This is a genomic window from Pantoea sp. 1B4 (assembly GCF_016925765.1).
GTDB lineage: Bacteria > Pseudomonadota > Gammaproteobacteria > Enterobacterales > Enterobacteriaceae > Pantoea > Pantoea agglomerans.
In genome coordinates, this window is record NZ_JAEUWZ010000001.1 from 71,573 (window position 1) to 97,146 (window position 25,574).

19 protein-coding genes and 8 pseudogenes are annotated in these 25,574 nt (G+C 55.2%); 11 read left to right on the top strand and 16 right to left on the bottom strand.

Going from position 1 to position 25,574, the window contains the following annotated elements:
* Positions 1-63 precede the first annotated feature (63 nt).
* Positions 64-886 (top strand): annotated as a pseudogene (gene cysE / locus JNO11_RS00350) (serine O-acetyltransferase).
* Here the strand turns inward: cysE and trmL are convergent.
* From trmL to cpxR, 3 genes and pseudogenes are all read right to left on the bottom strand, one after another.
* Positions 883-1,356, bottom strand: a complete 474-nt coding sequence (trmL, locus tag JNO11_RS00355; protein WP_010258223.1) for a tRNA (uridine(34)/cytosine(34)/5-carboxymethylaminomethyluridine(34)-2'-O)-methyltransferase TrmL — start codon at positions 1,354-1,356, stop codon at positions 883-885. The pseudogene cysE and the gene trmL overlap by 4 nt on opposite strands.
* Before the next feature lie 35 nt (positions 1,357-1,391).
* Positions 1,392-2,772 (bottom strand): annotated as a pseudogene (gene cpxA, locus JNO11_RS00360) (envelope stress sensor histidine kinase CpxA).
* Positions 2,769-3,467 (bottom strand): envelope stress response regulator transcription factor CpxR, encoded by a 699-nt coding sequence (gene cpxR, locus JNO11_RS00365; RefSeq protein ID WP_009088062.1) that lies wholly within the window; start codon positions 3,465-3,467, stop codon positions 2,769-2,771. The pseudogene cpxA and the gene cpxR overlap by 4 nt, the downstream one beginning before the upstream one ends.
* 148 nt (positions 3,468-3,615) lie before the next feature.
* Here cpxR and cpxP point away from each other — a divergent pair, with 148 nt between their 5' ends.
* The 6 genes and pseudogenes from cpxP (at position 3,616) to JNO11_RS00395 (ending at position 9,123) form a co-directional block, all read left to right on the top strand.
* The gene (cpxP, locus tag JNO11_RS00370) at positions 3,616-4,125 is read left to right on the top strand and encodes a cell-envelope stress modulator CpxP (protein ID WP_010258214.1); all 510 of its coding nucleotides are present in this window, start codon (positions 3,616-3,618) and stop codon (positions 4,123-4,125) included.
* Between the two features lie 459 nt (positions 4,126-4,584).
* Complete coding sequence (locus JNO11_RS00375; RefSeq protein WP_010258211.1) at positions 4,585-4,740, top strand: KGG domain-containing protein; 156 nt, start codon at positions 4,585-4,587, stop codon at positions 4,738-4,740.
* A gap of 239 nt (positions 4,741-4,979) precedes the next feature.
* The gene (gene fieF / locus JNO11_RS00380) at positions 4,980-5,882 is read left to right on the top strand and encodes a CDF family cation-efflux transporter FieF (protein ID WP_010672078.1); all 903 of its coding nucleotides are present in this window, start codon (positions 4,980-4,982) and stop codon (positions 5,880-5,882) included.
* Between the two features lie 207 nt (positions 5,883-6,089).
* A pseudogene (pfkA, locus tag JNO11_RS00385) lies at positions 6,090-7,053 on the top strand (6-phosphofructokinase).
* Between the two features lie 143 nt (positions 7,054-7,196).
* The gene (locus tag JNO11_RS00390) at positions 7,197-8,186 is read left to right on the top strand and encodes a sulfate ABC transporter substrate-binding protein (protein ID WP_187493092.1); all 990 of its coding nucleotides are present in this window, start codon (positions 7,197-7,199) and stop codon (positions 8,184-8,186) included.
* A gap of 162 nt (positions 8,187-8,348) precedes the next feature.
* Positions 8,349-9,123, top strand: a pseudogene (locus JNO11_RS00395) (CDP-diacylglycerol diphosphatase).
* 27 nt (positions 9,124-9,150) lie between these two features.
* On the opposite strand, the gene tpiA reads toward JNO11_RS00395, so the two are convergent.
* Both tpiA and JNO11_RS00405 read right to left on the bottom strand, forming a co-directional pair.
* The gene (gene tpiA, locus JNO11_RS00400) at positions 9,151-9,918 is read right to left on the bottom strand and encodes a triose-phosphate isomerase (protein ID WP_010258199.1); all 768 of its coding nucleotides are present in this window, start codon (positions 9,916-9,918) and stop codon (positions 9,151-9,153) included.
* A 120-nt stretch (positions 9,919-10,038) separates the two neighbouring features.
* Positions 10,039-10,630 (bottom strand): annotated as a pseudogene (locus tag JNO11_RS00405) (DUF1454 family protein).
* A gap of 98 nt (positions 10,631-10,728) precedes the next feature.
* On the opposite strand from JNO11_RS00405, the gene JNO11_RS00410 reads away from it, so the two are divergent.
* Positions 10,729-11,163 carry a DUF805 domain-containing protein gene (locus JNO11_RS00410; RefSeq protein ID WP_010258192.1) on the top strand — a complete coding sequence of 145 codons (435 nt, stop codon included), beginning with the start codon at positions 10,729-10,731 and terminating at the stop codon, positions 11,161-11,163.
* On the opposite strand, the gene fpr is transcribed toward JNO11_RS00410, so the two are convergent.
* Entirely contained in the window at positions 11,154-11,900 is a 747-nt protein-coding gene (gene fpr, locus JNO11_RS00415; RefSeq protein WP_010258190.1) for a ferredoxin--NADP(+) reductase, read from the bottom strand. The genes JNO11_RS00410 and fpr overlap by 10 nt on opposite strands.
* 273 nt (positions 11,901-12,173) lie before the next feature.
* Here fpr and emrD point away from each other — a divergent pair, with 273 nt between their 5' ends.
* On the top strand, positions 12,174-13,367 hold the full coding sequence (gene emrD / locus JNO11_RS00420; RefSeq protein WP_022624918.1) for a multidrug efflux MFS transporter EmrD: 1,194 nt from the start codon (positions 12,174-12,176) through the stop codon (positions 13,365-13,367).
* Here emrD and glpX read toward each other — a convergent pair.
* From glpX to JNO11_RS00435, 3 genes are all read right to left on the bottom strand, one after another.
* On the bottom strand, positions 13,357-14,367 hold the full coding sequence (gene glpX / locus JNO11_RS00425) for a class II fructose-bisphosphatase (RefSeq protein WP_022624919.1): 1,011 nt from the start codon (positions 14,365-14,367) through the stop codon (positions 13,357-13,359). The genes emrD and glpX overlap by 11 nt on opposite strands.
* A 97-nt stretch (positions 14,368-14,464) precedes the next feature.
* Positions 14,465-15,976, bottom strand: a complete 1,512-nt coding sequence (gene glpK, locus JNO11_RS00430) for a glycerol kinase GlpK (RefSeq protein WP_010258184.1) — start codon at positions 15,974-15,976, stop codon at positions 14,465-14,467.
* Positions 15,977-16,006: 30 nt separating this feature from the next.
* Positions 16,007-16,861: an MIP/aquaporin family protein gene (locus JNO11_RS00435; RefSeq protein ID WP_010258182.1), complete on the bottom strand. Its 855-nt coding sequence runs from the start codon at positions 16,859-16,861 to the stop codon at positions 16,007-16,009.
* A 405-nt stretch (positions 16,862-17,266) separates the two neighbouring features.
* Here JNO11_RS00435 and zapB point away from each other — a divergent pair, with 405 nt between their 5' ends.
* Positions 17,267-17,506: a cell division protein ZapB gene (gene zapB / locus JNO11_RS00440; RefSeq protein WP_003851242.1), complete on the top strand. Its 240-nt coding sequence runs from the start codon at positions 17,267-17,269 to the stop codon at positions 17,504-17,506.
* Between the two features lie 53 nt (positions 17,507-17,559).
* Here the strand turns inward: zapB and rraA are convergent, their stop codons facing one another.
* The 6 genes and pseudogenes from rraA to priA form a co-directional block, all read right to left on the bottom strand.
* The gene (gene rraA, locus JNO11_RS00445; RefSeq protein ID WP_009088032.1) at positions 17,560-18,045 is read right to left on the bottom strand and encodes a ribonuclease E activity regulator RraA; all 486 of its coding nucleotides are present in this window, start codon (positions 18,043-18,045) and stop codon (positions 17,560-17,562) included.
* Positions 18,046-18,204: 159 nt separating this feature from the next.
* Complete coding sequence (hslU, locus tag JNO11_RS00450; RefSeq protein ID WP_010258177.1) at positions 18,205-19,542, bottom strand: HslU--HslV peptidase ATPase subunit; 1,338 nt, start codon at positions 19,540-19,542, stop codon at positions 18,205-18,207.
* A gap of 10 nt (positions 19,543-19,552) precedes the next feature.
* Positions 19,553-20,083, bottom strand: coding sequence for an ATP-dependent protease subunit HslV (gene hslV, locus JNO11_RS00455; RefSeq protein ID WP_010258174.1), 531 nt, complete (start codon positions 20,081-20,083; stop codon positions 19,553-19,555).
* Positions 20,084-20,171: 88 nt separating this feature from the next.
* A pseudogene (gene ftsN / locus JNO11_RS00460) lies at positions 20,172-21,171 on the bottom strand (cell division protein FtsN).
* Between the two features lie 152 nt (positions 21,172-21,323).
* Entirely contained in the window at positions 21,324-22,361 is a 1,038-nt protein-coding gene (gene cytR, locus JNO11_RS00465; RefSeq protein WP_010672069.1) for a DNA-binding transcriptional regulator CytR, read from the bottom strand.
* Positions 22,362-22,525: 164 nt separating this feature from the next.
* Positions 22,526-24,722 (bottom strand): annotated as a pseudogene (gene priA, locus JNO11_RS00470) (primosomal protein N').
* Positions 24,723-24,947: 225 nt separating this feature from the next.
* Between priA and rpmE the strand changes: the two are divergent.
* The gene (gene rpmE / locus JNO11_RS00475; protein WP_003851227.1) at positions 24,948-25,163 is read left to right on the top strand and encodes a 50S ribosomal protein L31; all 216 of its coding nucleotides are present in this window, start codon (positions 24,948-24,950) and stop codon (positions 25,161-25,163) included.
* 80 nt (positions 25,164-25,243) lie between these two features.
* Here the strand turns inward: rpmE and metJ are convergent.
* Positions 25,244-25,562, bottom strand: a pseudogene (gene metJ, locus JNO11_RS00480) (met regulon transcriptional regulator MetJ).
* Positions 25,563-25,574 lie beyond the last annotated feature (12 nt).

Here is a 25,574-nt window from a genome sequence, read left to right on the forward strand (position 1 = left end):
GACGCGTAGCATCATCACCTGCAGCGCCCATTCAGGCGCTTTTTTTATCGGGAGAAAACAGCAATGTCGTCTGATGAGTTAGAACTGGTCTGGAATAATATCAAAGCAGAAGCGCGCGCCCTGGCTGATTGTGAGCCGATGCTGGCCAGCTTCTTCCACGCGACATTGCTCAAGCATGAAAATCTCGGTAGTGCACTGAGTTATATGCTGGCCAACAAAGCTGGCTAACCCGATTATGCCCGCCATCGCCATTCGTGAAATCGTTGAAGAAGCCTACCGTGAAGATCCGTCGATGATTATGTCAGCGGCGTACGATATTCAGGCGGTGCGCCAGCGTGACCCGGCAGTCGATAAATACTCCACGCCGCTGCTCTACCTCAAAGGTTTTCACGCCTTACAGGCCTACCGCATTGGTCACTGGCTGTGGAATGAAGGCCGGCGCGCGCTGGCGGTTTATCTGCAGAATGAAATTTCCGTCTCCTTTGCCGTCGATATTCATCCCGCCGCCAACATCGGCCACGGCATCATGCTCGACCATGCCACAGGCATTGTGATTGGTGAAACCGCCGTGGTTGAGAATGATGTCTCGATCCTGCAATCGGTTACGCTGGGCGGAACCGGCAAAACCAGCGGCGATCGTCACCCGAAAATCCGTGAAGGGGTGATGATTGGTGCCGGTGCGAAAGTCCTGGGCAATATTGAAGTTGGCAAGGGAGCCAAAATCGGTGCCGGATCCGTAGTGTTACAGCCCGTGCCGCCGCACACCACTGCAGCAGGCGTACCCGCGCGAATCGTTGGTAAGCCAGGCAGTGAAAAGCCGTCGATGGATATGGATCAGCACTTTAATGGCAGCCTGGCGGGTTTTCAGTTTGGCGACGGCATCTAGTCTTTAATCAGCGCGCCCGCATAATCAAGCTGGCGCCACGCTTCATAGACCACCACCGAGACGGCGTTCGACAAATTCATACTGCGGCTTTCCGCTTTCATCGGGATACGGATTTTCTGCTGAGCCGGTAACGCCGCTAAGATCTCAGCCGGAAGTCCACGGCTCTCCGGGCCAAACAGCAGATAATCGCCAGCCTGGTACGCTACGGCACTGTGTGCGGGCGTACCTTTGGTCGTCAGCGCAAACAGACGCTCAGGCGACTCTGAGGCGATAAACGCCTGATAGTCGGCGTGGAATTTAATGGCAGTAAATTCGTGGTAATCCAGCCCGGCGCGGCGTAAACGCTTGTCATCCCAGGCAAAACCAAGCGGCTGAATCAGATGAAGCTGAAAGCCAGTATTGGCACACAGGCGGATGATATTGCCGGTATTCGGCGGAATTTCTGGTTCAAACAAGACAATGTTAAGCATAAGGCCCCCGATGACAGGGGCCGAAGCATAACAAATTATTGACGAGCGGAGGAGTAGAGCGGCAACCAGAGGGTCAGACGCAGGCCGCCCAATGGGCTGTCATCCGCTTTAACCCAGCCGCGATGTTGCTGCACTGCCGTTTCAACAATCGCCAGGCCAAGACCGGTGCCGCCTGATTCGCGATCGCGTGCTTCATCGGTACGGTAGAAAGGCCGGAAAATCTGTTCACGATCTTCCGGACTCACGCCTGGACCATCGTCATCAACGTGTACCGTGATGCCGGAAATATCGACGGAGAAGCTGACGCTGATATGGGTGTGGGAATAGCGCAGCGCATTGCGTACGATATTTTCCAGCGCACTCTCCAGCGCATGGGGGTTACCATAAAGCGGCCACGGGCCAGGCGGATAGGGGATATCCATCTTCTTGCCCATCTGCTCCGCTTCGAAACGGGCATCTTCCAGCACCCCATTCCACAACTGATTCGCCTTCATCGCTTCGCTGACCAGCGCATTTTTATGCTGGGTGCGCGACAGCACCAGCAGATCGTTAATCATGCCATCAAGACGCTGTGCTTCCATCTCAATGCGGCCCAGCTCTTTGCCTTCACCCTGGCGCCGACGCAGCAGCGCGGTAGCCAGTTGCAAGCGGGTGAGCGGGGTACGAAGCTCATGGCTGATATCTGATAACAGACGTTGCTGACCGGTCATCATCCGCTCCAGCGCACTGACCATCTGGTTAAAGCTGGAACCCGCCGCCAGAAACTCCTGTGGGCCCGATTCCAGTTCCGGATGCTGACGCAGGTTTCCACTTGCGACTTCGTCGGCAGCATATTTCAGCTTACGTGCCGGACGTGCCAGGCTCCAGGCGAGCCAGAGCAGCAGCGGTGAGCTGATGAGCATGGTGACGATAAGCAGTAATAGGGGACGGTCAAACAGCAGATTCACGAAATCGAGCTGGGAACTGTTGGCGGGACGAATCATGTAAAGCTGGTAGTTATCTTCGCCATCCCGAACGGCGAAAGGCCCTACCAGCTCAACACGACCATATTTCTTCTTCTGCGGATGATCGGCATTGTCAGACTGGCCGATAAAATTGCGGATAACCTGCATTTCGTTATGTTGCGCGCCGATCACCCGACCTTCACTCGTCACTAACAGCAGCCGCTGACCCGGCGGTGCCCACTTTTCCACTGCCCGAAACAGACGACGCCACCACATCAGATCGTTAGGGGGGATCCTGTGACAGCTCTGCTTCGACGTGTTGCTCAATCATGATGCCCTGCCGCTGTTCACTCTCCAGCAGCGAGGTCATCTGTCGTGAATCGAGCTTGGGCACCATTAGCACCAGCATCAACACCAGCGCCAGCGTCAACCAGAAGATGGCGAAGATACGGGTGGTCAGACTTCCAATCATGATGCCGAAACCATCAGATAGCCGCGGCCACGTAAGGTTTTGAACCAGGGATGGCCGTCACGGCGTTCAGGCAGCTTGCGACGCAGATTGGAGATATGCATATCAATAGCGCGGTCAAAAGGCGTCAGGCGTTTGCCCAGCACTTCCTGACTCAGGTGCTCACGCGACACCACCTGGCCCAGATGCTGCGCCAGCAGATAGAGCAGGGTGAACTCCGTGCCGGTCAAATCCAGCGTCACATCATCAAAACTGGCCTCCTGACGGCCGGGATTGAGACGCAGGCAGTCCACTTCCAGCGTGGGCGAGCTATTATCGTGTTGCTGCTGCTGTTCACTCCAGTTTGAGCGCCGCAGAATAGCGCGGATACGCGCCACCAGTTCACGATCGTTAAACGGTTTAGGCAGATAGTCATCTGCGCCCAGTTCGAGGCCCAGTACGCGATCCAGCTCGCTGCCGCGCGCCGTTAGCATGATGACGGGAGTTTGATGTTGCTGACGCAGTTCTTTCAGGGTGTCGATACCGTTTTTCTTCGGCATCATGACATCCAGTAAAAGCAGATCAATTGAGTTATCGAGCAGGTTCAGCGCTTGTTCACCATCGCTGGCTACCACCACTTCAAACCCTTCCATTTCTAACAGTTCTTTTAAAAGCGAAGTTAATTCGCGATCGTCATCTACCAACAGGATTTTATTCATTTTTGTAGCCCTCCGCAGGCAAAATACCGTGTTCCTGGCGCACCTATCCATCGCTTTACGTAGTTTTACACCCCCTGACGGATGTTTGCAGCTGTCGCCGTACACTGGCTCTCGTTGAATCGCAAAACGGAACGAACTGGAGTACACGATGCGCAAATTAACCGCCGTCGTCCTTGCCTCAGCGATGGCTCTGAGTGTCGCCAGCGCAGGTGCTAAAGATGCGACGACGATTGACGAGATGCATCATGGCGGATTGCCGACAGGCAGTATGACGCAAAATCCGCAAAGCCACATGTTCGATGGCATCGAACTGACTGAAGAGCAACGTCAGCAGATGCGAGACCTGATGCAACAGGCCCGACATGAGCGCCCGGTCGTCCATATTGACGATATCGCAGCACTACATGAGTTAGTGACTGCAGACCAGTTTAACGAAGCGGCCATCCGCGAGAAGGCGGAAGTGATCGCCAGAGTTCAGGTTGAACAGCAGGTCGAGATGGCGCGTGTACAGAATCAAATGTTCCAGCTGCTAACGCCAGCCCAGCAGTCGGCGTTACAGCAGAATTACCAGCGGCGACTTAATGAGCTGCGACAGTTTTCGAATTTGCAGTCAGCGTCATCGCTGCAGGCAGTGAGTAGTACCAGCAGTAACCAGTAACATAGTATCCCTGTTTTCCTTGCCATAGACACATCCCTGTCTTCCCCCGCCATGATGGTGGGGGTTTTTTTTTATCTTTTTTTTCACTTTTTTTTATTTTGACTGGAATCATCACCACGCAATAAAACCCCTGTTTGATTAGCGCTTGTTGAGCTTTAATGGATAAGTCTCACCGATTTCTTACTATTCAGGTCATGACTTAAATTTAAGCGTACCGGTAAGGGTTTTACCGCCTGTTAAATATTATAACTCACTGAAAGTGAATGAATTACAGGCAGGTATAGAAAGATTTAATTATATTTTTCAATGAGATAAATCCCCCCGCGTTACGCTTGCCGGTTCAGGCACACCCTCTACACTTAATCCTGTCACTGCAGGGAAGTTAAGTGTCTTTGCGAAGTCTCAGGGAGCAGCAACCACATTATGTAGTCCTGAATGAATCTATTAACGGAGTAAGTTATGGCAGAGCATCGTGGTGGTTCAGGTAATTTCGCAGATAATCCGCAAAAAGCGTCTGAAGCCGGTAAGAAAGGCGGCCAGAGTAGCGGCGGCGGAAATTTCAAAAACGATCGTGAAAAAGCATCAGAAGCCGGGAAAAAAGGCGGCAAAAAGTAGTCGCCGCCCCTTTCTCAGCCCAGACCTGGGCCTGAATGTGGCCTGGTACTGATGTGTATGACACTTTGCCCCGACCTCCCACAGAGGTCGGGGCTTGTTTTTTTGTACCTGTCGCGCCTTCCCAAAAAAGCCTGATCCGTTGATCGACCCGCTAAGCAGTGCCCGCCTCCCGATGTTAAACTTGAGCCATTCATTCATTTTGGTGCGCATCATCACTGATGCCGCACAGGGAACCTGGCATGCAACCCTCTTATGGCCGACTGGTAAAGCGTGCTGCGCTCGGCGCGACCATTCTTGCGTCTGTGCTGTTGCTCGTGAAAATTTTTGCCTGGTGGTACACCGGTTCGGTGAGTTTACTGGCCTCTCTGGTGGATTCACTGGTGGATATCGCCGCCTCGCTGACCAATCTGCTGGTGGTGCGTTATGCACTGCAGCCCGCTGACGAAGATCATACTTTCGGGCACGGCAAAGCGGAGTCGCTGGCAGCGCTGGCGCAAAGTATGTTTATTTCCGGGTCGGCGCTGTTTCTGTTTCTGACCGGCCTGCAGCATCTGGCGACGCCCAATGAGTTGCGGGCGCCCGGCGTCGGTATTGTAGTGACCGTGGTGGCGCTGAGCTCAACGCTGGTGCTGGTGGCCTTTCAGCGCTGGGTGGTTCGTAAAACCCGCAGCCAGGCGATCCGGGCTGACATGCTGCACTATCAGTCCGACGTCATCATGAATGGCGCTATTTTGATTGCGCTGGTGCTGAGCAGCTATGGCTTTGCCCGGGCGGATGCCTTGTTTGCGCTGGGCATTGGTATTTTTATTCTCTACAGCGCACTGCGTATGGGCTACGAGGCAGTTCAGTCATTGCTGGATCGCGCGTTACCGGAAGAGGAACGGCAGCAAATCCTGACGCTTGCGACAAACTGGCCGCAGGTGCAGGGCGTTCACGATCTGCGAACCCGTCAGTCCGGGCCGACCAAATTTATTCAGCTGCATCTGGAACTGGAAGATCAGCTGCCACTGGTGCAGGCGCATCGGGTAGCCGATCAGGTTGAGAAGGCGTTACGCAAAGAATTTCCCGGGTCAGACGTAATTATCCATCAGGATCCCTGTTCTGTGGTACCGTTCGAGAGAGAGGATTCTTTAGGTTTTTAACTTAAATGAATCAAATCGATACGGCAGGGATGACGTAACGCTAACATTGCTGCAAAAAATAGTGAAAAGTTGTCTGACCTGAATCAATTCAGCAGCAAGCCTTTGATATACTATCTGCCATCACGTGTCGCGCGAGTCGTAAAATGAGCTTCAGCAGCGATCGACAGGCAGGATTAACCCTTAGTTTTGAACAATCCAGAGGTTGTCATGATCAAAAAAATTGGTGTATTAACCAGCGGCGGTGACGCCCCAGGCATGAACGCAGCTATTCGTGGCGTGGTGCGTTCCGCGCTGAGTGAAGGACTGGAAGTTTTTGGGATCTATGACGGTTACCTGGGATTGTACGAAGATCGCATGATCAATCTTGATCGCTACAGCGTTTCCGACATGATTAACCGCGGCGGCACTTTCCTGGGCTCAGCACGCTTCCCTGAATTCCGTAATGAAGATGTGCGTCAGGTTGCCATTGAGAACATGAAAAAGCGCGGCATTGATGCGCTGGTTGTTATTGGTGGTGACGGTTCCTACATGGGGGCTAAGCGCCTGACTGAAATGGGCTTCCCGTGCATTGGTCTGCCAGGCACCATCGATAACGACGTTGCCGGAACGGATTACACTATCGGTTATTTCACTGCACTGGAAACCGTGGTTGAAGCGATTGACCGCCTGCGTGATACCTCTTCATCGCATCAGCGTATTTCGATTGTGGAAGTGATGGGTCGCTACTGTGGCGATCTGACACTGGCGGCCGCCATTGCGGGTGGCTGTGAGTTCATCGTACTGCCGGAGTTCCCGTATACCCGTGAAGAGCTGGTAGCGGAAATCAAAGCGGGCATCGCCAAAGGTAAAAAAGCACGCTATCGTGGCGATTACCGAGCACATCTGCGATATCGACGATCTGGCGCGTTTCATCGAAACAGAAACCAAGCGTGAAACCCGTTCTACCGTTCTGGGCCACATTCAGCGTGGCGGTGCACCTTGTGCGTATGACCGTATTCTGGCCTCACGCATGGGTGCCTACTCCATTGAACTGCTGATGCAGGGTTACGGCGGCCGTTGCGTCGGTATTCAGAACGAGAAGATGGTGCATCACGACATCGTCGACGCCATTGAAAATATGAAGCGTCCGTTCAAACGCGACTGGCTCGACACCGCGAAAAAACTCTATTAATTCCTCTTCGGGGTGTGCGACCTGGCGCGCCCCGGCATCACGTCTCTATATTCCCCATGGTTATAACAGCTTATTTTTAATTCTTTTAGCTCTGTATTGGTTTATGTCACGCTTAGCCCATAACGACATTGGGAGAGTGCGTAATGAACAAGTGGAGTATCGGCGTTACCCTGTTGCTGGCCTCAACCAGCGTTCTGGCGAAAGACATTCAGCTGTTAAACGTTTCCTACGATCCAACCCGTGAGCTGTACGAACAGTACAATAAAGCGTTCAGTGCACACTACAAACAGGAAACCGGCGATAATGTCGTGGTCCGTCAGTCGCATGGCGGTTCCGGTAAGCAGGCGACCTCCGTGATTAACGGCATTCGGGCGGATGTGGTCACACTGGCGTTGCAATCAGATGTTGATGCCATTGCAGAACGCGGTCGTATTGATAAAAACTGGATTCAGCGTCTGCCGGACAACTCTGCGCCCTACACCTCGACCATTGTCTTCCTGGTTCGTAAAGATAACCCTAAAGGCATCCATGACTGGAGCGACCTGACGAAGCCAGGCGTATCTGTTATCACCCCTAACCCGAAAACGTCCGGCGGCGCACGCTGGAACTATCTGGCGGCCTGGGGCTGGGCGCTGGATCATAACAACGGCGATCAGGCTAAAGCGCTGGCTTACGTCAGAGCGCTGTTTAAAAACGTTGAAGTGCAGGATTCCGGCGCACGCGGCGCAACCAACACCTTCGTTGAGCGCGGGATTGGTGATGTGCTGATCGCCTGGGAAAACGAAGCCTATCTGGCGGTTAACAAGCTGGGCAAAGACAAGTTCGAGATTGTCACTCCGAGCGAATCGATTCTGGCGGAACCGACCGTGTCGGTGGTCGATAAAGTGGTAGAAGAAAAGGGGACGCGTAAAGTCGCCGACGCTTATCTGAAATACCTCTACTCGCCAGAAGGCCAGACTATCGCTGCACAGAACTACTACCGTCCGCGTGATGCTGAAGTCGCGAAGAAATTCGCCAGCACCTTTGCGCCAGTGAAGCTGTTTACCATTCAGGACAAGTTTGGTGGCTGGACACAGGCTCAGAAAGCCCACTTCGCCGATGGCGGCAGCTATGACCAGGTCATGAAACCGTAATGCGCTGCGGTCAGCGCATCCCTGCGCTGACCGCTTATCCTCCACAACCACGCCTTTTCTCCTTCTCCGCCCAGCCGCTGGGTTATCTGCCAGAATTCCCCGTGACATTTTTTTCTCGCCAGGCGAGGATGCAGGCTGCTAAGCCATTCAGGAAGCGTTGTTATGCCGACACATCGTCGTGCAACCCGCCTGGTTGCGGTTCTGCTGGTACTGGTCATTGCGGGGGGTGCTGGCTGCCGCACTGCATTTCAAAAAGAACAGTGATGCGTTGTGGCAGATCGTCAGCGAGAAATGTCTGCCTCACCAGCAGAGTGGTGGAGAACCTGCGCCCTGTCAGCGCGTCGATCAGCGGCATCGCTATGCCATGCTGAAAGATATGCACGGGCCGTTGCAGTATCTGCTGATCCCGCTCGACAGGATCACCGGCATCGAAAGCCCGCGGTTACTGCAATCCGCTACGCCCAACTACTTTGCCCTTGCATGGGATGAGCGGACTCTGCTTGCGCAGCGACGCGGCTCACCTATTGATGATCGGGTTCTGTCACTGGCTATCAATTCACAGTATGGCCGCACGCAGAATCAGCTCCATATTCATATCTCCTGCCTGCGACCCGATGTGCGTCAGCAGCTTGATCAGCTGACGCCGCAGCTTAGCGGGCGGTGGCAGAGCATCACGCTGCGTAAGCACCGCTACTGGCTGCGTGCATTGACCCCGGACGAGCTGACCCGGCAGAGTGCGTTTATCCGACTGGCCAATGAGCGGCCAGAGGCGCGCAGCGAGATGGGGAAATATGGGCTGGCACTGGCTGAATTAAGTGATGGACGACTGGTGCTGATGGCGATAGAGCGAAACTGGCTGCTGCTGAACAGCGGTTCGGCGGAGGAGGTACAGGATCACGCCTGTCAGCTGATAGCGCCCATAAAAAAGGCGGCTTAAGCCGCCTTTAATCGGTACGTTTACTGCTTAGGCGCTTTTTGCAGCCGCTGCAGCTTTAACGATCACAGCGAAAGCGTCCGCTTTCAGTGAGGCACCGCCAACCAGCGCGCCATCGATGTCAGGCTGGGTGAAAAGCTCAGCCGCATTTTTATCGTTAACTGAGCCGCCGTACTGAATGATGACCTGTTCTGCGATAGCCGCATCTTTCTTCGCGATATGGTCACGAATGAATTTGTGAACGGCCTGAGCCTGAGCAGGGGTGGCAGATTTGCCGGTACCGATGGCCCAGACTGGCTCATACGCGATGACCGCATCTTTAAACGCTTCGGCGCCCTGAGTTTCCAGAACGGCATCCAGCTGACGAGCGCAGACTTCTTCGGTTTTACCCGCTTCGTTTTCCGCTTCGGTTTCACCAATGCACAGCACCGGTACCAGGCCCACTGACTTCAGCACCGCGTATTTCTTCGCGATGAATTCGTCGCTCTCTTTGTGGTAAGTGCGGCGCTCTGAGTGACCGATAATGATATATTTCGCGCCGATATCTTTCAGCATCTCTGCGGAAACTTCACCGGTAAACGCACCAGACAGGTTAACGTCTACGTTCTGCGCACCCAGTGCGATGTGGCTACCGGAGATGGCGTGTTTTGCCTGCTCGAGATAGAGAGCTGGCGGTGCAATGGCGACGCCACAACCCTCAACGCCAGACAGTTCCTTGCGCAGACCGGCGATCAGTTCAGCTGTGATCTGCTTGCTGCCATTCAACTTCCAGTTACCCATAACCAGTGGATGTCGCATTCTATCCTCCGCATAAAGCGATACATGAAAAATCGCTGCCAGCTGGCAGCGTTGTCTGCCAGACAGTATAGAGATCAAATGTAGCGATGGCTTTGCTTTTCGTCATTTTCGGCCTCATCATCAGGGGCTGGCGAGCGCCAGTTTGACCGGCTCAACGGCGAAGGTCAGCCCCTTGTCGCCGTTGTCAGCCACCACAAAACGCAACGCGCCCTCGACCTGCGCAAAGTAGGGTAAATCCTTACCTTGCTTCAGCAAACCCTCCAGCTTTTTACGTCCCTCATCGGCGCTCAGTCCCGGTACAAAGAAGCGCAACATGGCGGTCATGTAGGCCAGCGCTTTTTGCTGTGAGGCGTTCTGATCCGGACCTGGCAACGGTAGCCAGGTAATCTGCAGCGTCTTAATTTTGCCGGTACCGGGCTCCAGCGCGGTAGACGCATAGAGGGTCTCGTTGATTTTGCTGGCGGCGCGCGTCAGGGTGCTTTTGTCGCCCCGATTATCAATGGCGCGATATTCCGGCAGCATCAGCGCCCCGTTGGCCTGATTATACTTTTCGCGGAACTGGCCGATAGTCATATCAAAGGTGGGGGCGCCCGCCAGCAGATAGGGGGGCGGTGGGCAACGCATCGGTCCGTTCCTGCGGTGGCGGATCGGCGGCAAAGACCGGAACCGTCAGCGCAAACGATAACAGCAGTGCGCCAGGCAAATTCTTCATTTTGTCGATCCTAACCCGTAAACTCAGGCGCAAATTAAAACGGTTTTTATCCGCGAGGTCAAAACCGCAGCGGTTCTCTTCTCTCTGGATGATAATGCATGACGTTACAACAATGGTGTTTTTCCTGGCGCGGCCGGCTGGGACGACGTGATTTCTGGATCTGGCAGGCGGTCTGGTTGCTGACAACAACCCTGTTATTCGCGTTAGCGGCTAACGACTGGCTTGATACTCAGATGGCGGCCTTTGGCGTGGTCTGCCTGCTGTGGCCCGCCAGCGCGGTTATCGTTAAACGGTTGCACGATCGTAATCGCCGTGGCTACTGGGGATTTCTGGTGATTGTTGCCTGGCTGCTGGTGGCAGGGAACTGGAGCATGCTGGACGGCATACTGCCCTGGCTGTTGGGTCGCGCCATTCCGTTTGTGTTACTGGCTGGCCTGCTGCTCGATCTCGGTCTCTTTCGCGGTACCCCCGGCGCTAACCGGTTTGGTACCGCGACTCAACCGGTGAGATACCGGCAAACGGCTCACCAGTAATGTTCGCTGGTGATATGGCCCGGCTTACGCTTCAGGTGCTTGCGCATCTCGCGCGTCTCTTTCAGTAATTGCTGGGTATCACGCACCATCTGCGGGTTGCCGCACAGCATCACATGGCTGCTGTCGGCATCCAGGCTTAACCCGGTGGCGCGCTCCAGCTCACCGTTTTCGATCAACGCCGGGACCCGGCCAGTCAGCGAACCGGCGATCTCTTCGCGACTCACCACCGTCTGGATGTGCAGCTTGCCTTGATAATGTTGTTGCAGCTGCTGCATCAGCGGCAAAAAGCTCAGGTCGGCCGCATAGCGGGCAGCATGGACCAGCACGATGTTTTCAAAGCGATCCAGCCCTTCGCCCTGCTGTAGCATCGACAGGTAGGGGCCAATAGCGGTGCCGGTTGCCAGCATCCATAAGGTTTTGCACTCAGGGACTTCATCCAGCACAAAGAATCCTGCCGCTTCTTTGGTGACCATCACCTGATCGCCAGGCCGAAGTGCCTGCAGATGCGGACTCAGTTTGCCCTCTGGCACGGTGACCAGGTAGAACTCCAGCAGATCATCTTTCGGCGCATTGACGTAAGAGTAAGCGCGCTGTACCCGCTCACCGTCGATTTCCAGTGCCAGCTTGGCAAATTGCCCGGCGATAAAGGGATCGATGGGCGCTTTTACCCGGAGACTGAACAGCGCATCCGTCCAGTTTTTCACTTCCTTTACTTCAGCATTGACCCACTCAGCCATAATCACTCCCTGGTTGTTGATTATTCAGGCAGGTCACTATTTTCGCGGCTGCCCGGTGAGATTGCCAGCCTGCGCCGGGGCAAAGGCTCTAATCGACAAACTGTTACTTTGTCTTTACAGGCTGGCCCATAAACTTGACAGGCGCAAGCCGGGACCTTTTCGCTTACCTCTCGCTTTGTCATCTAATCCTGATATTTTGCCCGCCATAACAAGATGACTGGCGGGTGAACCGCTGTTTTAACCTCTTTTCACAGAAAGAAATTTTGCATAATCATGATGACTAAACTCGAAAATCGCCCGCTGCTGGTGATGCTCATTGTGCTGGTGGCAGTAGGGCAGATGGCACAGACTATCTACGTCCCGGCGATGTCGGTGATGGCGGATGCTCTGAATGTGCGGGATGGCGCGCTGCAGCGTGTGATGGCGGCCTATCTGATGACCTATGGCGGATCCCAGCTGATCTATGGCCCGCTGTCAGACAGCATCGGTCGTCGTCCGGTGATCCTGGCGGGCATGATGATCTTTATGATCGGCGCAATTACGGCACTGATGGCGACGTCGCTCGATATGCTGGTGTTCGGCAGCGCTGTTCAGGGACTGGGCACCGGCGTAGCTGGCGTGATGGCCCGCACCATGCCGCGCGATCTCTACGAGGGGCACGCACTGCGCCGCGCTAACAGCCTGCTTAATATGGGCATTCTGGTCAGCCCGCTGCTGGCGCCGGTGATTGGTGCACTGCTGACGCAGCTCTTTGGCTGGCACGCCTGCTTTGCCTTTCTGCTGCTGCTTTGTCTGGCGGTAACCGTCTCAATGGCACGCTGGCTACCGGAGACCCGACCGCAGAGCGCGGAAGTGACCCCTTTCTTTAAACGCTACGCCCGCCTGCTCAGCGACGCGAATTTCGTTCGCTACATTGTGCTGCTGATTGGCGCGCTGGCCGGGATTGCGGTATTTGAGTCGAGCTGTGGCGTTCTGCTGGGCGGCGTGCTCGGCCTGCATAGCCTGACCGTCAGCATCCTGTTCATCCTGCCGATTCCGGCAGCGTTTTTTGGTGCCTGGTTTGCCGGTCGCGAGCAGGGTTCATGGCACAGTCTGATGTGGTGGGGCGTAAATAGCTGCCTGCTGGCGGGCATCCTGATGTGGATCCCGGCATGGTTCGGCGTGATGAATATCTGGACGCTGCTGGTTCCGGCTGCGCTGTTCTTCTTTGGGGCTGGCATGCTGTTCCCGCTGGCGACTTCAGGCGCGATGGAACCTTATGCCTGGCTGGCGGGTAGCGCGGGCGCGCTGATTGGCGGGATGCAGAACCTGGGATCGGGCCTGGTGGCGTGGCTGTCAGCCATGATGCCGCAGCGCGATCAGTTCAGCCTTGGCATGCTGATGTTCTTCACGGCGCTGGTGATGCTGCTCTGCTGGTTGCCGCTCTCACGTCAGCCGGAGCGCGGCAACCAGCCGGTTACAGGATAAAGGGATGGAGCGCCGGATCTTTACGGTCGAGATAGTGAATCGACTGAATACGGCGGATGGTGCGTGATTTACCGCGAATCAGCAGGGTCTCGCTGGTGGCGATATTGCCCTGACGCGTAATGCCTTTCAGTAGTTCGCCACTGGTAATGCCGGTGGCGGCAAACACCACATTGTCATTGCGAGCCATCTCGTTCAGCGTCAGCTTTTTGCCCGCTTCAATCCCCATCTCTGCACAGCGCTGCAGCTCCTGCTCACCCAGCAGACGGTTTTCCGCGCTGTCGCCTTTCACGTGGTGACGCGCCAGTAACCGGCCCTGCATATCCCCATCCAGCGCGCGGATCACCGCCGCAGAGACCACGCCTTCCGGTGCGCCGCCGATGCCATACATCACATCCACTTCGCTGTCCGGCATGCAGGTCAGAATGGAGGCGGCGACATCGCCATCCGGGAAGGTAAACACCCGCACGCCCAGTTGCTGCAACTGACTGATCACTGCGTCATGACGTGGCTTTGCCAGAATCGATACGGTTAGCTGTGATAGCGGCTTATTCATCGCGATGGCGATGTTACGCAGGTTGGTTTCCAGCGGCAGGTCGAGATCGATCTCTCCACGCGCTGCGGGGCCAACAATCAGCTTCTCCATGTACATGTCGGGTGCGTGCAGAAAGCTGCCCTTATCGCCTACAGCCATCACCGCCAGCGCATTAGCCTGGCCAAGCGCCGTCATGCGGGTGCCTTCAATCGGATCGACCGCAATGTCGACCGCATCGCCGCGGCCGGTACCGACTTTTTCACCGATATAGAGCATCGGAGCTTCGTCGATTTCGCCTTCACCGATCACAATCTGACCGTCGATTTCAATGGAGTTCAGGACATGACGCATGGCATGGACAGCCGCGCCGTCAGCCGCATTTTTGTCGCCGCGTCCTAACCAGTGATAGCCTGCCAGGGCGGCAGCTTCGGTTACGCGGGAAAATTCAATGGCAAGTTCTCGTTTCATGGCATCTACCTGACAAAAAACAGGCAGGCAGTGTAACACAGCGGGGCAGTGGAGCGGGGAAAAAGGCCCGCGACAGCAAGGGTCGCGGGCATTGATATTACTCTTGTTCTTCCCACGCCTGGGCGCGGGCTACAGCTTTTTTCCAGCCAGCATAACGGAAGTTACGCTCGGTGGTTTCCAGGCTTGGACGGAATTCACGCTCAATAACTGCTTTAGAGCGGACTTCATCCAGATCCTGCCAGAAGCCGACAGCCAGACCTGCCAGATAAGCAGAACCCAGCGCGGTGACTTCACGCACTTCCGGACGCTCAACACGGGTGCCGAGGATGTCAGACTGGAACTGCATCAGGAAGTTGTTGGAAACCGCGCCACCATCGACACGCAGCGCCTGCAGGCGGGTGTTGGCATCGTTCTGCATCGCTTCCAGCACGTCGCGCGTCTGATAAGCGATAGACTCCAGCGTCGCACGGATGATGTGGTTAGCATTAGCACCACGGGTCAGGCCGAAGATAGCACCACGGGCATACGGGTCCCAGTAAGGAGCGCCCAGGCCGGTGAAAGCAGGCACCATGTAAACGCCGTTGGTGTCTTTCACTTTCATCGCAAAGTATTCAGAGTCAGCAGCTTCACTGATCAGCTTCATCTCATCGCGCAGCCACTGAATAGAGGCGCCACCGATAAACACAGCCCCTTCCAGTGCATAGTTCACTTCACCGCGCGGGCCACAGGCGATAGTGGTCAGCAGGCCGTGCGTCGAGGTTACCGCTTCAGTACCGGTGTTCATCAGCATAAAGCAGCCGGTGCCGTAGGTGTTTTTCGCCATGCCAGGCTGAACACAGAGCTGGCCATACAGCGCAGCCTGCTGGTCACCGGCAATACCGGCGATTGGAATACGTGTACCGCCTTTACCACCGATGTTGGTCTGACCATAGACTTCAGAAGAGGACTTCACTTCTGGCAGCATTTCACGCGGGATATCCAGGATATCCAGCATACGCTGATCCCACTCCAGCTTATGGATGTTAAACATCATGGTACGGGAGGCGTTGGTATAGTCGGTGATATGCACCCGGCCCTGGGTCATTTTCCAGACCAGCCAGGTATCGACGGTACCAAACAGCAGCTCGCCACGTTTTGCACGCTCACGAGAGCCTTCAACGTGATCCAGGATCCACTTCACTTTGGTTCCGGAGAAGTAAGGGTTAATCACCAGACCGGTGGTGTGTTGGATATACTCTTCCAGACCCTCTTTCTTCAGTTTGTGACAGTAGTCGGCGGTGCGGGGATCCTGCCAGACGATGGCGTTGTAGATCGGCTTACCGGTCTCTTTTTCCCAGACGATAGCGGTTTCGCGCTGGTTGGTGATACCAATTGCCGCAATCTCATCAGAGCGGATGTCGGCATGGGCCAGCACTTCAACCAGCGTTGAGCTTTGTGAAGCCCAGATATCCATTGGATCATGTTCAACCCAGCCCGCTTTCGGGTAGATCTGGGTGAATTCGCGCTGCGATACCGCGACGATATTAGAGTCGTGGTCGAGAATGACGGCGCGGGAGCTGGTTGTGCCCTGATCGAGCGCGACAATATATTTTTTATCTGTGGTAGTCATAAATTCTGTCCTGATGATAAAAGGTGAAACTTACGCTTTACGCTGCTGAGCGCGTGCAACCGGTTTGTCTGCTGGAACGCTTGCAGGTTCCTGGGCGGTACCTGGCAGGTAGCGACCAATCAGTGTGCGATAACCTACTGCACCCAGGCAGGCACCGACCAGCGGGCCAAAAATCGGCACGAGGAAGTAAGGGATGTCACGACCACCGGTAAAGGCAACGTTACCCCAGCCTGCCAGCCATGCGAAGATCTTCGGTCCGAAATCACGAGCCGGGTTAAGGGCGAAGCCGGTCAGAGGACCCATTGAGCCACCGATAACCGCAACCAGCAGGCCAATCAGCAGTGGAGCCAGTGGGCCACGTGGAATGCCGTTGCCGTCATCCGTCAGACCCATAATGACCGCCATTAATACTGCAGTGATGACCATCTCAACCAGGAAGGCCTGGCCGACACCGATATGTGGATTAGGGTAGGTTGAGAAGATGCCTGCCAGGTCGAGACTTTCAACCGTGCCGCGCACCATCTGGTGGCTCTGCTCATAATCAAAAAACAGGCTGTAGTAGAGACCGTATACCAGCGCCGCGGCACAAAAGGCACCGGCAATCTGCGATACGATATAAGGCAGAACTTTACGTCCTTCAAAATTAGCAAACAGGCAGAGTGCAACGGTGATTGCCGGGTTCAGGTGCGCGCCCGAAATGCCTGCGGTAAGGTAGGCGGCCATGGAAACGCCAAGACCCCAGATGATGCAGATTTCCCACTGACCGAAGGCGGCACCGGCGAGTTTCAGTGCAGCCACACAGCCTGCGCCAAAGAAAATAATCAAGCCTGTCCCCAGAAATTCGGCAATACACTGACCTTTGAGCGTGTTAGTTGTCTGACTCATAATAGTGGTTCCTGAAGCGAGGTTAAATTTTATCAGTTTTTGTTCTCATTCCATGAGGCACCCAGCTTTAATGTAGGGCTGGTGTGAATTTATCGTTAACGAACATAAACGAGAAATAGCGAAATCGTTTTTTGTGTACTGCGTCATAAAAATGCGCGTTTTCGCGTATTCTGGCTTTCCTTAGCCAATATTCGCGCCAGATGACGGGGATAACGCACCCGTACCAGAAAGCCGTCGCAGTCAGCGCAGCGTAAATTCAGGGATTGGCTGAAAAGTGTTACAGACTACGCCCGCAGCGGCCGCGTTGCTGGACTTGCGGGGTGAGGCTACATACAATCGGGACAACGTTGCTGGCTTAAGCTGGCATCATCAACGCCTTGCAGGAATTTAGGAGAGGTCAGAAAGATGTCATTTGAAGTGTTTGAGAAACTGGAAGCGAAAGTACAGCAGGCGATTGATACCATCACCCTGTTGCAGATGGAAATCGAAGAGCTGAAAGAGCAGAACAACTCACTGCGTAACGATGCGCAACAAGTCGCGGGCAACCACGATGCGCTGATGCGTGAAAATCAGCACCTGAAAGAAGAGCAACACGTGTGGCAGGAACGTCTGCGTGCATTGCTGGGAAAAATGGAAGAGGTTTGAAGCCTCAGCTGATGTGAAAAACGGGTGCTCAGGCACCCGTTTTCATGTCTGGCCTATTCGAGGTCCAGCGCATCCTCTGACAGAATGATACCGGTGTTGTCTGCATAGAGATGGTCGCCGGAGAAGAAGGTGACGCCGCCGAAATTAACGCGCACATCGCTTTCGCCAATCCCTTCACCCGCAGCGCCTGCCGGAATCGCGGCAATCGCCTGAATGCCAATCTCCAGCTCTTCCAGCTCATCAACCTGGCGTACCGAACCGTAAATCACCAGACCTTCCCACTCGTTGGTTGCCGCCAGACGTGCCAGCTGCGCATCCACCAGTGCACGGCGCACTGAGCCGCCGCCATCAATCACCAGTACCCGACCCCGGCCATTCTCTTCCAGCAGATCGTAAAGTAAGCCGTTGTCTTCAAAGCATTTCACTGTGGTAATCTGACCACCGAATGAAGTGCGCCCACCAAAATTTGAAAAAAGCGGTTCAACAACATTCACTTCTTCATGGTAGATATCGCAGAGTTCAGATGTATCGTATTTCATAAGGGTTTCGTCTGTTTGCCACAGGAAGGGTAAGTATATCGCTATATGCAGATTGTTGGCAAAATCATCAGTATGAAAAAAGCATCGTTCGATCAAGAACATGCATAAAAAAAGCCCAGCCGGGTGGGCTGGGCTTCTGAAAAGCGCTGAATCAGTGGATCAGAGAATGAAGCGGCTAAGGTCTTCGTCAGCCACCAGTTCATCCAGATGTTTACCGACATAATCAGCATCGATGGTAACGGATTCACCATGACGATCGCTGGCGTCATACGAAATATCTTCCATCAGACGCTCCAGCACAGTATGCAGACGGCGCGCACCGATGTTTTCGGTGGTTTCGTTGACCTGCCATGCGGCTTCAGCGATCCGGCGAATACCCTCTTCGGTGAACTCAATGTTCACGCCCTCGGTATTCATCAGGGCTTTGTACTGCACGGTAATCGAGGCATTCGGCTCGGTCAGGATGCGCTGGAAATCGTTCACGGTCAGCGCCTGCAGCTCAACACGGATGGGCAGACGACCCTGCAGTTCCGGGATTAGATCGGAAGGGCTGGCAACCTGGAACGCGCCTGAGGCGATAAACAGAATGTGGTCCGTTTTCACCATACCATGCTTGGTGGAGACGGTGCAGCCTTCCACCAGCGGCAGCAGGTCGCGCTGAACGCCTTCGCGTGAGACATCCGGGCCGCCGGCATTCTGGCCGCCGCGCTTACAGATTTTGTCGATCTCATCGATAAACACGATACCGTGCTGCTCAACGGCATCAATCGCGTCCTGCTTAAGCTCTTCCGGGTTAACCAGTTTGGCCGCTTCTTCTTCGATCAGCAGCTTCATCGCTTCTTTGATCTTCAGCTTGCGGGCTTTCTGCTTCTGGCCGCCGAGGTTCTGGAACATCGACTGCAGCTGGCTGGTCATCTCTTCCATGCCCGGAGGGGCCATGATTTCGACGCCAGGGCTGCTGGCGGCCAGGTCGATCTCAATCTCTTTATCGTCCAGCTGGCCTTCGCGCAGCTTCTTGCGGAACGACTGGCGTGCTGCAGAGGGTTCAGCGCTCTGCTCTGACTGGCCCCAGTTGTTTTTTGCTGGTGGAATCAGTACATCAAGAATGCGCTCTTCCGCCATCTCTTCGGCACGATATTTGTTCTTTTCAATCGCCTGACTGCGCACCATCTTAATGGCCGAATCGGTCAGGTCACGAATGATAGAGTCCACTTCCTTACCGACATAACCGACTTCGGTAAATTTGGTCGCCTCTACTTTGATAAACGGCGCATTGGCCAGCTTAGCCAGACGACGCGCGATCTCGGTTTTACCGACACCGGTCGGACCGATCATCAGGATATTTTTAGGGGTCACTTCATGGCGCAGCTCTTCGTCGAGCTGCATGCGGCGCCAGCGGTTACGCAGTGCAATAGCCACGGCGCGCTTAGCGCTCTCCTGGCCGATGATAAAGCGGTTCAGTTCGCTGACGATTTCGCGAGGAGTCATCTCAGACATATTTATACCCTTACGACTTAGACGTTAATTCTTCGAAATTAACGTTGTGGTTAGTGTAGATGCAGATATCACCCGCGATATTCAGCGACTTTTCGACGATGTCGCGTGCGCCCATCTCGGTATTCTCCAGCAGCGCACGTGCCGCTGCCTGGGCGAAAGGCCCACCGGAGCCGATGGCGATCAGATCGTTTTCAGGCTGGATGACGTCACCGTTACCGCTGATGATCAGTGAAGCTGATTCATCCGCGACGGCCAGTAAGGCTTCAAGGCGACGCAGCATACGGTCAGTACGCCAGTCTTTAGCCAGTTCCACCGCAGCTTTCACCAGATGGCCCTGATGCATTTCCAGTTTACGTTCGAAAAGTTCAAACAGGGTGAAGGCGTCTGCGGTGCCGCCAGCAAATCCGGCAATCACTTTATCGTTGTATAAACGACGCACTTTTTTAACGTTGCCTTTCATCACGGTATTGCCGAGCGTAGCCTGGCCATCACCGCCAATCACTACCTGGCCGTTGCGTCGTACACTTACTATTGTTGTCACGGGCAGACCCCTTGTTGCAGTCGGAAAAGGACTCCGCGCACCGGGCGCGGAGTATCATGCAACAGATATGGGGCGGGTTTGACGGGTTTCAACCCCCGACGGAGAGCGGAATACAGCTGGAGTGTCCGGAACTGCGCAGGCGCTTCAGGGTGCTGTCAGCGGATGCGCGGTCTTTATAAGGACCGATAACCACACGATTCCAGCCGCCACCGGTGGTAATACGGCTTTCAAATCCTTCAAAGGCTAAGCCTGCGCGCACCGATTCAGCCTGGTCAGTGCCCTTAAACGAACCACACTGCACCATCCAGCGCTGCGAAGAGGCTTTCTCCGCCGGTTTCGCTTTCGCGGTCTCCTGCGGTTTTGGCTGCACTTCCGGTTCACGCGTAACAGGTGCTGGCTGCGTCTGGCGCTGTACGTTTTGCTGCTGCTGCTGCTGCTGCTGACGTTGCTGTTGTTGTAATTGCTGCTGTTGCTGGCGCTGTTGTTGTTGCTGCAACTGCTGCTGGCGTTGCTGTTGCTGCTGAGCCTGCAACTGCTGACGTTGCTGCTGAACCTGTTGCTGCTGCTGTTGTTGCTGAACCTGCTGCTGCTGACGTTGCAGTTGTTGCAACTGCTGCTGATGCTGCAGTGTCTGCTGACGTTGCGCCGGCGTCTGTTCGTTCCACGGCACTTCGTTGAGCTGCGTCGGCTGCTGACGCATATCCGCCTGCATCTGCTCCAGCAACTGCCGCTGCTCGTCGGTCAGCTGTGTCTGCGACTTCACTTCGCCACCCGAAGAGGGTTCGATAGGTGTCGGCACAGTGACCTGACGGTTCTCCAGCTCTTTAATATATTTCCAGCGCTCTTCTGGCTTCGGCGGCAGGCCATTGCCGTTGGCTTTATGATCCGTAATGACCGGCACGTCCTCTTTTTTGTGATGCGCCAGGAACCATAAACCACCGGCAAAGGTCACCAACACTGCGACCGCCAGTACAATCATCAGTTTAGATGTTCCCGAACCGCCTTTGCTCTTCTTGCCACGGCTGGGGCTTTTTTTTGCGACGCGTCCCTGTTGAACGCCCGCGGCCTACGTAATCTTTTTGTGCCACTCTCGTTCTTATACCCTTCAAAAATAGTGCCAGATGGGCGAAATGATGATTTTTACGCGCCCGGCAAGGAGTCCGCCATGTTACTTAAGGGTCGGAACTTTGACCAGCAGTGTTCGCCTTAAGAATCTACTGAAAAAATCAGACAAATACGCTTATTTTTCACGCTTTTTTGCTCGCGCCGTGCTGCCACGAATGGTTAAACCGGCATCCAGCAGCCGCGATCCGCTGATGACCCGTTTGCCATTTAACTCATCCAGCAGCAGAAGCATCGCTTCCCGGCCTATCTGGTAACGTGGCTGCGTGACCGTGGTCAGCGGCGGCTCGCAGTAACGTGATAGCTCAATGTCATCGAATCCGACCACAGAGAGATCCTCCGGTATCCGCAGTCCGCAGCGCCGGGCCTGATTCATCGCCCCAAGTGCCATAATATCGCTGTGGCAGAAGAGCGCGCGCGGCGGTTGCGGCAGGGTCATCAGCTGATTCATGGCGGCAACGCCCGCTTCAAATGTGAAGTCACCGCGCACAATATAGGTAGGATCGACCGTCAGCCCGCTGCGACGCATCGCCTGGACATACCCCTGCAAACGATACTGGCAGAGCGGCATCTCTTCCGGCCCGGCGATACAGGCGATATGTGTGTGACCCAACTGCAGTAAATGATTTACCGCTTCAAATGCGGCGGTCAGGTTATCGATGTGGACAGTGGGCAGTGACATTTCCGGCGCAAACTCATTCGCCATTACCATAGGCGGCAAGTTGCGTTGCTCATCAATGCTGGCATCAAAAGGCAACTTTGAGCCGAGCAGCACCATGCCATCGATCTGTCGCGTCACCATCAGGTTGAGAAAAGTTCTCTCCTGCTGATTCTGATGCGCGCAGTCACCAATCAGCACCAGATAGCCCTCTTCGGCTGCCGTAACTTCAACGCCTCGGATGATTTCACTAAAGAAGGGATCGCAGATGTCAGGGACAATGACCAGGATGGTACGCGTCTCATTACGACGGGCGTTGCGCGTGGGGCCATGTGCCGCGTAGCCGACGGCGGCAACCGCCTGCTCGACTTTCTGGCGGGTGGCCGCAGAAACCTTCTCCGGATTCATCAGCGCACGCGATACGGTGGCGGTTGAGACGCCCGCATGTTCCGCAACATCTTTCATCGTGGCGGCGGGCGGTTGTTGATTCTGCTCCAACACATGCTCCTGACGCGTTATGGCGCGTTCAATTCTGTTTCTGCCTGACCTGAAGGCAAACCGGGCAACATTGTTAACGATTGCCCGGCTGGTTGTTACTTAATTTGCATAAAAATTGTGACTTATGCGACATTTTTCGATCTGGCTCGCAGTGTCAGCTTAAATCAGCTCTCGGTAGGGTCGATATCCAGCGTCCATTTCACTTTGCGCGCCGCGGGCAGTGTTGAAACCAACGGCAACGAACTGCTCAGCAACTGTTGCAGACGCTGCCGGGAAGGATGCTGCAGCAGCAGTTGCCAGCGCCAGCGTCCACTGCGTTTTGGCTGCAGTGCAGGCAACGGACCCATAAACCACATCGCCTTATCGTTCAGCGGGCTTGCCTCCAGCAAATTACGGAGTTGTTGCAGGAATTCCGCCGCCTGCTGGTTATCCATATCTTCAGCGCGGAACAGCGCATGGCGGCTCCAGGGCGGCAGATGGACTGCCTGTCGCTCCAGTAAGGCCTGCTGGGCGAACGCCGAATAGCCCTGGTGCAACAGCGTCTGCAGCAGCGGATGTTCCGGATGGTGAGTCTGCAGCAACACCTCGCCCTGTTTGCCGGCACGGCCAGCACGACCGGCGACCTGGGTGTAGAGCTGAGCGAAGCGTTCCGCCGCACGAAAATCGGCTGAGAACAGCGCACCATCGACATCCAGCAGCGACACCAGCGTAACATCGGGGAAGTGGTGGCCTTTGGCCAGCATCTGGGTGCCGACAAGGATTCGTGCACCGCCGCGATGAACGTCAGCCAGATGCTGCTCCAGCGCACCTTTGCGGCTGGTGGTATCACGATCGATTCGCGACACCGGCACGCCAGGGAAAAGTGTGCCGAGCTGCTGCTCCAGTTGCTCAGTCCCGACGCCTACCGGCAGCAAATGGGTTGAACCACACTGCGGGCATTGATTAGGCAGCGGACGCTGGCTGTCGCAATGGTGGCAGCGTAGCTGGCGATGGTGCTGATGCAGCGTGTAGTAGCGGTCACAGCGGGTACACTCAGCAATCCAGCCGCAATCATGACAGAGCAGGGCGGGCGAAAAGCCGCGGCGGTTAAGAAACAGCAGCACCTGATTATCGGCCTGCAGATGCTGGCGCATTTTACCAATCAGGCCCGGTGCCAGACCGCCGATCAGCTGCACACCTTTTAAGTCGATAAGCTGTTGCAGTGCCGGTCTGGCATTGCCGGCGCGTTTTGTCAGGTCGAGCTGGCGATACTTGCCGCTGCGGACATTGTGCAGTGTCTCCAGAGCGGGGGGTCGCCGATCCCATAACAATCGGGATATCCTCTTCATGTGCGCGGAAGACGGCCAGATCGCGCGCCTGATAGCGCCAGCCTTCCTGCTGTTTATAGGAGCTGTCATGCTCTTCATCGATAATAATTACGCCAGGACGGGCCAGTGGCGTAAACAGCGCCGATCGGGTGCCAATCACAATCGCCGTTTCGCCGCGCCGCGCACGTAACCAGACCGCCAGCCGCTCACTGTCATTTAATGCGGAGTGCAGCACATCAATGGGCGCATCAAAACGTTCGCGAAAACGGGCGATAGTTTGCGGGGTCAGGCCAATCTCCGGTACCAGCACCAGCGCCTGTTTACCGCGTGCCAGCACATTTTCCAGCACGCTGAGATAAACCTCGGTTTTGCCTGAACCCGTGATGCCCGCCAGCAGCCAGGCTGCATAATGTTCATCATCTGCCCGAATCGCACCCACGGCCATCGCCTGATCGGTATTCAGCCGCAGACGTTCGCCTTTTACGGCATAAGTGGTACGCCAGTCGTGCATCTGCGGCTGATGCTCATGCAGTTCGCATAACCCTTTGGCGCGTAGCGCCTGCAGCGTCGCATCCGTGAGGTCATGTTCACTGACCTGATGACGATAGAGCGGTTGCTGCCGCAGTGCAGCCAGCGCCTGCTGCTGTTTCGGTGCCCGCTTTAAACTTTCTGGCGCAGTCGCCCGACCCTGCTCGGTGATTTCCCAGCGCCATAAGGGATTGTCCTGCGCCGCTTTGCCCTGACGCAGCAGTACCGGAATAGCGTGACTCAGTACCTCTCCCTGCGGCGAATGATAATAGCTGGCGGCCCAGTTAAGGATGCGCCACAGCGACGCTGGATAGAGGGATTCACTATCCAGCACCTCAATCACGCGCTTGAGTTGTGCTTCCGGCAGATCGCTACTCTCACGAAAGGCGACCACAATCCCGATCATCCTGCGATTGCCAAAGGGCACACTCACGCGACCACCAATGACCGGCTGCGCGCCCTGTGGCGGCAGATAATCAAACAGGCGGGGCAAGGGGACGGGCAGGGCGACCTGGACTACGGACATAACTCTCTCTTTCCGGCTCAATGATCGGGGAAGCTAGTGTACACGCTGACCCTGATGGCGGGTATCTCAGCAGATATTTGCAGCAATCGAAACTTACCTGTATAATATGCCGCCTTCGGTGAGAAATATCTGGCCGGAGTACACCCTATAATGTTCAATCGCGTGTGGTGCTGTGCAGGTTAAAGCCTGGCACGGAGAGCGACACGGCCTTCAATGAGGTTTCCCATGAAACAAGGTATTCACCCGAAATACGAAGCAGTTACTATCAAATGTACCTGCGGCAACGAGATCCACACCCGTTCAACACTGACTCACGAACTGAACCTGGACGTTTGTGGCAAATGCCACCCGTTCTATACCGGTAAGCAGCGTGAAGTGGCAACTGGTGGCCGTGTTGACCGCTTTAACAAGCGTTTCAGCGTGCCAGGCGCTAAAAAATAAGATTAAAAGGCACCTGAACCTGCGGGTTCGGCGGCAAGAAAAAACCCAGCTTCGGCTGGGTTTTTTTTATGGCTGAAAGATCAATACTCCCAGGTATCCGGATCGACACCCATCTGGCGCATGATTGCTTTTGCTTCTTCCGGAATCTCATCACTACGCTCTTTGCGCAGGTCGACGTCATCCGGCAGCGGTTGGCCCGTAAAGGCATGTAAAAAAGGCTTCGCAAAGCAGCTCGCTGTTGGTGGCGTGACGCAGGTTGTTCACCTGACGACGGGTACGCTCATCCGTTAAAATCTTCAGCACGCTCAATGGGATAGATACTGTGATCTTCTTGACCTGCTCGCTCTTCTTACCGTGCTCAGCGTACGGGCTGATATATTCGCCGTTCCATTCAGCCATGGGTTACCTTAA